Source organism: Candidatus Desulfofervidus auxilii (assembly GCA_030262725.1).
In the GTDB taxonomy this organism is placed as follows: domain Bacteria; phylum Desulfobacterota; class Desulfofervidia; order Desulfofervidales; family Desulfofervidaceae; genus JAJSZS01.
Window position 1 is genome coordinate 1 of the sequence record JAJSZS010000054.1, and the last position, 4,645, is coordinate 4,645.

Here is a 4,645-nt window from a genome sequence, read left to right on the forward strand (position 1 = left end):
TGAAAGGTGATTTTTCAAAATCGCTTTATTATAGCACACTTACGGGGTTTCTTGTATGGCAAACAAGGATTTAGGGTGATATTTTAGAAAAATTAAGTTCCAAAGGTTCCTGTAGAACCTCATAATCTTAAAACAGAGTGAAATTCTTAAGTATTGCTATTAAATCGGTTTGTGATAATTTGTTTTTAAAATATTGTATAAATTTTTTGGATAAAATGGGGCATCTCATACTTTACTCCACAAATTGTTTCTTTTCTCATTTTAAATAACTTATTTTTAATTTTTATTTGTCTTCAATTTCTAAATCTTTTATCATTCCTCTAACAACTTCAAGCATTAAAGGTAGATGCTTTTGACATACAATAAAAACGACTTCTTCATCTATATCAAAATAGTGATGAGCAATAATATCCCTCATTTTCTTTGCCTTGTCCCATTCAACCTGAGGGTACTTCAGTAAAAACTTACCTTCTGTAATCTTGTCTATCTGTTTTAAGGCTTCCCTATAGCTATCAATTGCATACATATAGAATCCAGCTTTTCTAAACCCTCTTCATCTTTTACAAAATCATTAGGATCATTAATTACAGAAAATCTTTTTAAAATAATATTAATTGAATTTTCTATTTGTCTTAACATATCTAAAACAAGCTCTTTGTCATACATAAATCACTTCTTTTTTAATCCTCTTTCTCAAAATTTTGTTTAAATTTTTTCTCATCCTAATTAAATCAACCTTACAACCAAGTAACTTACTAAGTTCTTCTCTAATATCCAATAAAATAAAAGGATCTATATTTTTTATTTCTACAACCACATCTACATCACTACTGTTTTTCACATCTCCCCTTGCTACAGAACCAAAAACTCCTAATTTAGTAATACCATATTTTTTTTCTAAAATGGGTTTATATCTCTTTAGCTCATTTAAAATTTTTTCTCTATTCATTATCTCCTCACATTATTTCTTCCTCAAACACCTCAAGCACCTTCTTTACTGCATCGTCAATATCAGCAAGCCTCCTAAATTCATTTTTTATAAGCTTTTCCTCGTAACCCAGCTTTATAAATCTCAACAATTTTATTTTCAACATCCAACTTAAAAATCACTCTAATCTTTCCAACTCTTAATTTAAGAAAACCTTCCCAATTTGCTTTTAATTTTTCAATATCAACCTTTTCACCACGAATATAGCTTATAATTTTATCTTTGGCAATTTCAACAAAATCATTTTCTTTTAAAAAAGAAAAAGCCTGTTGGATTGTTCCCCGTTTTTTGGATTAAAGGGGGCGACTATGAAAAAATAGATTTAGCATTGATCAAATCATTCGTATCTTGGCTGAAGCTGAGTCTCCGGGTAACTCTGTGGCGTCTAAATTTAAGTCCAAACATTTTCAAGCCCTTATGGCTGGGACATAGAGCAAGAAGTGTTTTCACAAGCTTTTGCGCTTTGAATGCTTGAATAGAGAGATATTTAATGATATTTTTGAGGCAAGAGAAAAGATAAACAACTGGATAGAAGATTACAATATTTGCAGATTACACAGTGCACTTGGATACAAAACACCAGAGGAAATATGTGAAAAAGGCAGAGAATAAAAGATTCTTTAACCCTAACATTGGTGATGTCCAAAATTTGGGGGCATCCCAATCTAATGTTACACTGTAGTTAATTGCCCCAGTTTCTTCTTTTACATTTTTTTGATTAAGCGGCCTCCTTTGCAAAAAATCAGTAAGATTTTGAAACCATCCGGATTAACTCCCAGAAGCAGAAATTCTTCTGCTTGTGTATTTGTAGATGTCTTTTCTGTGTCTTATTCCTAAAATAATTACTTCTTTGTCTTTGATTTTAAATACTATTCTATAATCGCCAACCCTTAATTTCCAGTATTTTTTAAGTGTTCCTCTCAGTGGAATGCCATATTTCTCAGGTTCATGCACTAGCTTTGTTTCAATCATCCTTTTAATTCTGAAACGAATTTCTTGAGAAAGTTTGGGAATGTCCTCTCGTTTAACCGCAGGATGGTACTTTATTGCATAGACAGACATCTACACTTTCCACACTTCCTCATGGGACATAAGCTCTTCTTCTTTTAAATCTTTTTCTCTTTCTTCGGCAAATTTTGTCAATGCAACATCTTCTTTTAACTCTAAGGCTTCTTTAACTAAATCCCTTACCACAGCAGACATAGATATACTTTCTCTTTCAGAAATCTCTTTAATAAGAGTATATAAAGACCTATCGAAAACAACATTGATTCTTAACTGTTCATTTGCCATTTAACTAACTCCATATTTTTTATATATTATATTTGTAACACTTTTGTTACAATCCTGCAAGTACTTTTATTTTAAGCAGATTCTTTTTAGCTGCTTCATATGCCTCCTCAGAATTAAAAGATAGCTAAAAGATTAAATCTTAAAACAGAGTGAAATTCTTAAGTATTGCTACTAAATCGTTTTGTGATAATTTGTTTTTAGAATATTTATAAATTTTTTGGATAAAATGGGGCATCCCACCTTTTCTGTAATAAATCCCATTTCATCTAAAAACTCCCTAAAAATCTTCCTACCAAATCCTGAAGTTTGGAAAATCTGAAAGCAAGAGTATCTAACATATTTTTCTGCTCCACAGTAAGTTGCTCGAATTTTTCTACATCTAATGGATAGTTCTTTAATCTACTCGGTTTCATTCCCGTCTTCTCTTCGCTTTTCCTCTATCTACATGCTTTTATATACTCCATAGAGTTATTTGAAGAGCCATTGTTATAATTAAGGAATAATAATTGCAACTTTTGGGTAATTCATATCAATTAATCTCTTTTTATCTTAAATATACTCTTAAGATCCTTCACTTATCGCATTTTACTTTAATAGCAATACACTTGATATTCAAAATCATGGTTCCTCCACATCCAGTCCCACTACCTTAAAGTGCTTTTTATCGTATGTATAAAACAGCCTTCCACCTTTTCTTTTTACCCAGCAAGCAATAAAAGCATCAGCAAACTTTATATTCGTGGTTTCGTATAGTTGGATAGCCTGATTAACCATATCTCTCATTTCTACTTTTAATTCAGGCGTGTTGAGAAGTGCTTGTATGAGTTCTGAAATTTTTCCTCTTGGCCATTTGTAAATTTTTTCTAGCACCCACACTATTTCTAGCACTACTATAGGAATAACATGTAGAACCAACTCGCCTTTTCTTGCTTTTTGTATCAGACGCTGTAATCCTTCAGTTTTTTTAGAGTCATCTTTTACAAAAAACCTAATAAAAACATTAGTATCCACAAAAGCATCAACGGACACCAACTATCTCCTTTGCAGCCTCTTCTATAGCCTTTTCCTTTATCTCCTCTGCGCTTAAGCCTAAATCAGGCAAGCATCCCTGATAATCTAGAATGGTTTTGCTTTTTTTAATCACAATCCCATCCTCTCTTTCCTCAAAAGAAATAATATCCCCCACCTTTATTCTCAGCTTATCCCTAATTATTTTGGGTAAAGTAATTTGACCTTTTGGTAGAACTTTTGCTACTACCATTTTTACCTCCTACTTTAGGATAATAGTAGGAAACAAATTTGTCAATAGTAGATAGTTTTCATTACTTTGGTGCAAGATGGGGCATAAAGATATAGCAGAAAGGCTTAATATTGAGTATTATACAACTTCAGAAGACTTACCAATTTATATCTTTTATCAAATTCTATGGTCTTTTTGTCTGACTTTATCTATCCATTCCAAGAAGAATGCTAAGAATACACCAAAGAAAAGAGCAGTTATACCAGAAATTGCTACCATTAGTCTTTTTTTTGGTTTAAAAGGTTTTTTAGGAATAAAAGGTTCAGTTATTTTTTCAAAACCTTTTAACAATTTTAAATTTTTCTCCGTATCCTGAAGCTGAATTTCAGTATAAATAATACTTTTTTCTATTTCCATAGGATTAAAACCAACAATATCTGTATCTTTCTTGTCTATCTTTTTAAGTGCGATTTTTTTTAAAATTTTCATCTCATTTAATTTTGAAAGCAGCAAATTTTTTTGCCTTTCTAATTTTTCTCTTTCTATTTGAAGTTTTTTAGCCACATATTCATTTTTATTTAAATAATTTATTAAAGCATCGGATATTTGAGGAATTTTTTCTTTTTGAGTAGTTTGTATTTCTATAATGACTGATTGTGTCTTTGTCTTTGTCTTTGTCTTTGTTTCTTGACAATTTATTTTTTTTAAATTTTGTAAAATATCTTCATTAATTTCTAATAAATTTTTTAAGCTTTTCATAATTCCTTTCTCTTAAAAAATTATTTATAATTTCAATCAAAGACTTAGTTTCATCAGGTGTAATTATAGGAACTTTAATAGATACTTTGGGTGTTCCAGTTGTAGCAAGAGAGGTTTCAGTAATTATGGGAACTTTAACCAAAAATGTACTTTTATATACTGGTGTTATTAAAGAAGATAATACTGCTACTAAAACTATAATACTACAAAATATGCCCAAAATAATTTTCCATCTTTTTTTAATAACTAACCATAATTCATATAAATCTATTTCATCTTCATGATATTTATCCCAAAATCCGCGATTGAATTTTGGAGAAGGATATTTTTAATAAAGAAATGAGAAAAAATTAAGAAAGAACACC

At 30.2% G+C, this 4,645-nt stretch carries 11 protein-coding genes; all 11 read right to left on the reverse strand.

From position 1 onward, the window contains the following. Window positions 1-283 precede the first annotated feature (283 nt). Window positions 284-526, reverse strand: coding sequence for a DUF86 domain-containing protein (locus LWW95_11600; protein ID MDL1957670.1), 243 nt, complete (start codon window positions 524-526; stop codon window positions 284-286). After that, window positions 493-666 (reverse strand): hypothetical protein, encoded by a 174-nt coding sequence (locus tag LWW95_11605; protein MDL1957671.1) that lies wholly within the window; start codon window positions 664-666, stop codon window positions 493-495. The genes LWW95_11600 and LWW95_11605 overlap by 34 nt, the downstream gene beginning before the upstream one ends. Beyond that, window positions 659-949 (reverse strand): nucleotidyltransferase family protein, encoded by a 291-nt coding sequence (locus LWW95_11610; GenBank protein ID MDL1957672.1) that lies wholly within the window; start codon window positions 947-949, stop codon window positions 659-661. Before LWW95_11610 ends, LWW95_11605 begins: the two co-directional genes overlap by 8 nt. Before the next feature lie 7 nt (window positions 950-956). After that, window positions 957-1,094, reverse strand: coding sequence for a hypothetical protein (locus LWW95_11615; protein MDL1957673.1), 138 nt, complete (start codon window positions 1,092-1,094; stop codon window positions 957-959). A 662-nt stretch (window positions 1,095-1,756) separates the two neighbouring features. Continuing rightward, a complete protein-coding gene (locus LWW95_11620; protein MDL1957674.1) occupies window positions 1,757-2,050 on the reverse strand; it encodes a type II toxin-antitoxin system RelE/ParE family toxin in 294 nt (97 codons plus the stop codon). Next, the gene (locus LWW95_11625; GenBank protein ID MDL1957675.1) at window positions 2,051-2,281 is read right to left on the reverse strand and encodes a DUF6290 family protein; all 231 of its coding nucleotides are present in this window, start codon (window positions 2,279-2,281) and stop codon (window positions 2,051-2,053) included. 266 nt (window positions 2,282-2,547) lie between these two features. Beyond that, entirely contained in the window at window positions 2,548-2,694 is a 147-nt protein-coding gene (locus LWW95_11630; protein ID MDL1957676.1) for a hypothetical protein, read from the reverse strand. 205 nt (window positions 2,695-2,899) lie between these two features. Beyond that, window positions 2,900-3,310, reverse strand: coding sequence for a type II toxin-antitoxin system VapC family toxin (locus tag LWW95_11635; protein MDL1957677.1), 411 nt, complete (start codon window positions 3,308-3,310; stop codon window positions 2,900-2,902). Further along, entirely contained in the window at window positions 3,300-3,542 is a 243-nt protein-coding gene (locus LWW95_11640) for an AbrB/MazE/SpoVT family DNA-binding domain-containing protein (GenBank protein MDL1957678.1), read from the reverse strand. The genes LWW95_11635 and LWW95_11640 overlap by 11 nt, the downstream gene beginning before the upstream one ends. A 156-nt stretch (window positions 3,543-3,698) precedes the next feature. Then, on the reverse strand, window positions 3,699-4,280 hold the full coding sequence (locus LWW95_11645; GenBank protein ID MDL1957679.1) for a hypothetical protein: 582 nt from the start codon (window positions 4,278-4,280) through the stop codon (window positions 3,699-3,701). Further along, entirely contained in the window at window positions 4,249-4,500 is a 252-nt protein-coding gene (locus LWW95_11650; GenBank protein MDL1957680.1) for a hypothetical protein, read from the reverse strand. The genes LWW95_11645 and LWW95_11650 overlap by 32 nt, the downstream gene beginning before the upstream one ends. Between the last annotated feature and the right edge of the window lie 145 nt (window positions 4,501-4,645).